This is a genomic window from Borrelia hispanica CRI, from assembly GCF_000500065.1.
Taxonomy (GTDB): Bacteria; Spirochaetota; Spirochaetia; order Borreliales; family Borreliaceae; genus Borrelia; species Borrelia hispanica.
Genome location: NZ_AYOU01000124.1, coordinates 1 through 2907, shown reverse-complemented (window position 1 = coordinate 2907; position 2907 = coordinate 1). Strand labels below are relative to the sequence as shown.

The window sequence follows — 2907 nt, the reverse complement described above, 5'->3', positions numbered from 1 at the left end:
TTGACCTTCAAAATCATATTTATCTTAACATCGACTCACGTATTAGAGATATATATACACGTATTGTAAATAATAATTACACGAATATGGGTATCAAATTTGAATATCAAGATTTCTTTGCTCCTGTAAATGAGATTAAGGGCATTAAAGGATTAAAAATATTTGCAGTGCTCAAAGATGATGACAAAACTCAAATTGCAAACATTAATGATTCAGAATTTAAAGAAAATCAAGATATAGATGTTAAGCCTGAAGAATTACTTATATTTAATCTTACAGACAACCTATTCATTGATATTACATCTTAAGAAATAAGGAATATAAATATGATACCTAATTTTCTTAAAAACACAGAAATTGCTAAGTTAATTCAAACTGAAACTAACTATGCTAATGTACTTCTTGCTGAACTTAAAAGTCTAAATTCGAACTTTACTAGTATTAACGCTACAAAACACTGCTCATCAAGATTTATTGCTATATGGTTATCTCAACTTTTTAGAATTTTTTATGCTGAAAGTCAACCTCTTGCATCACTTACATCAAATATTGACAGTGTGCTTTTTGCTTTACGACATATTGGTACCGATGAATCATTTATAAGATTGTTCAAGGCTTTTTTACACGTTGATATTGAAATTACAACTCCTCAGGCTGGGGTCATCAAAATTAAACTTCTTGGCACTATAAAAACTAATTTTACTGCATTTATTACGCCTAGCACCCCTAAAGGAAACAGATTAAAACGTATTTTAATACGTGAAACTAAAGAAGGACTTCAAACTAAACATAGATTTTTAACATTTAATTTTCTTCCTAAGGGATATTCACAATCAATTTATTCATTTATAAAAAACCTTATCCCAATAGGACGCACACTTAAACTATATGATAAAGATAATACAGAAATTATTACTTTTAATTAAGGAGAGCAAATGTCATCTCAAGAACAAATTTTAATTGATAATGAAGAATACATACAAATTAACAAACTCAACAAAATTGGTGATATTAAAGACCAATATTTAATGTTGATTGATGATGGAGTTTCTAGTTGTCATGCAATTACATATGCAAACTTCTTTGAAAAAACTAGAGACAAAATCTTCAAAAATAATGGTCTTGAATATTTTAAAGAGGTTATTAAAGACACTATTGCTACAGAACTTATTAATAATGAAGACTTTATTAATAAAGCTTATAACAAATTACTTACCAAAATTTTAAATGATGATTCTAGTAGTATTTCTAATATTTTTAGTCAAGTAAAGAGCAGACTTACAAATAGTATGTCAAGTTCTAGACTAAATAAATCTGATTATTTTGTTACTACAAATGGCTATGGTACATTACAAAAATCATCTATTCCTGAATACTTACTTGGTCCACCATCTGATTTCACATTATCAAGGACCAGAACTACAAGTAGTTCAATTGCAGAATACGACCTTAGAAGAAGAGCTTATGTCATAGATATGACTTCAGAGTACTCAAATCAAGACGTTATATTAAGATTTTATTCATCTGATGATGACAAACCCATTTATTTAGACATACTTGTAGATGCAACTATTAATGCATCAGGGACTAAATATGCAAAACGAATATATACTCAATACGCTAGTGAATCAGGCAAAGGATTAATATATTATCTTGGTACAAAAAATGCTTTGGTAGATACTCTTATTCCTTTGTTTCAGGGTTGGTATATACAAAAACGTGGATACTCATCATCAAGTTACGATACAGTTCCTAGACTTGTTAAACTGTGAAATATTATATTTATATTTATAGCAAAAATTAATTTTAGCTATATAGTTATAGATACAAATTTTTAAAGAAGAGGTTAAAGCTCATATGAACGACATTAACACAAATAATTTAATACGACTTTTACTTGATATTGATGGTACTAAGTTATTAATTATTTCTGGTTTAATTTTGAGTACTGTACTCTTGCTTAAACCTGTGCTTAAAGATATATTACATATCTTAATAGAAAAATTTAAAAATAAAAATAAACAAAATAATAATAATGATGATGGGGGTCAGATATGATTCTTAATAAAGAATCTTTAAACGCATCTTTAAATGCAATCTCAAATTTAATTGATTCATTATTCAATTTTAAAGATGCTACTTTTGACAGACGTGATAATCAAGCATTCTCATTATTACACCAATTCTATTTGGAGTATGAGCATATTTATACTAAAAACATGGAAATTTTAGATAATGCTTTAACACCACAAATAAAATTGGCTATTGAACCTATTCAAACTAAAATAAAAAAATTTATAGAAAAGGTCAATAGTAATTCTGATAATATGCAATTACCATTCAATATTACATCACATGAAAAGGAGGATAAATGGATTTAAGCACGGCAAAAATAGGTATTGATATTTGGTAAAAGGTTATTACAGTCCAAGTAATATTGGACTGTAATAATTTTTTCACAAAGCAAAAAATTACAAAAAATTTGTTTTTTACTTGATAATATTTTGTTTTTGCTATATATTTATTCTTAGGCAATTATGGATAGGAACGCAAGTTGAAAACTACGGTACTTGCAAACTCCATCCGAAAATGGTGCAATGCCTTATGCACCTACAAAAAACTAGGATATCCTAAATAAACAAATAAAAATGGATGGGAGCATTAATGCTCCCTCAAATCCAAAAAATCATACAAAACAATAAATTATAAATATTACAAAATTATTAGGAGAGGACTATAAATGAATTTAAGTACGGCAAAAATAGGTATTGATATACTAAATAAATTTACAGAACTTCTACAAAAAAATAATAATGATAAAAATACATCTACTTATACAAATATCTTTTTGAAAGTAGTTAATTACATTTTTTCTTTATATGAAGCAAGTATAAACAGAATGGAACA

General features: G+C 27.0%; 5 protein-coding genes. All 5 read left to right on the top strand.

What is annotated here, in order from left to right; genetic code table 11:
• A partial coding sequence (locus U880_RS0105525) for a DUF276 domain-containing protein (RefSeq protein WP_024654446.1) occupies nt 1-308 on the top strand: 308 nt, incomplete at its 5' end.
• Nucleotides 309-326: 18 nt separating this feature from the next.
• Nucleotides 327-926, top strand: coding sequence for a DUF735 family protein (locus tag U880_RS0105520; protein WP_038358706.1), 600 nt, complete (start codon nt 327-329; stop codon nt 924-926).
• Between the two features lie 9 nt (nt 927-935).
• Nucleotides 936-1772 (top strand): DUF685 domain-containing protein, encoded by an 837-nt coding sequence (locus U880_RS0105515; RefSeq protein ID WP_024655108.1) that lies wholly within the window; start codon nt 936-938, stop codon nt 1770-1772.
• 85 nt (nt 1773-1857) lie between these two features.
• Nucleotides 1858-2058, top strand: a complete 201-nt coding sequence (locus tag U880_RS0105510) for a BlyA family holin (protein WP_038359344.1) — start codon at nt 1858-1860, stop codon at nt 2056-2058.
• The gene (locus U880_RS0105505; protein ID WP_024655106.1) at nt 2055-2381 is read left to right on the top strand and encodes a BlyB family putative holin accessory protein; all 327 of its coding nucleotides are present in this window, start codon (nt 2055-2057) and stop codon (nt 2379-2381) included. The genes U880_RS0105510 and U880_RS0105505 overlap by 4 nt, the downstream gene beginning before the upstream one ends.
• Nucleotides 2382-2907 lie beyond the last annotated feature (526 nt).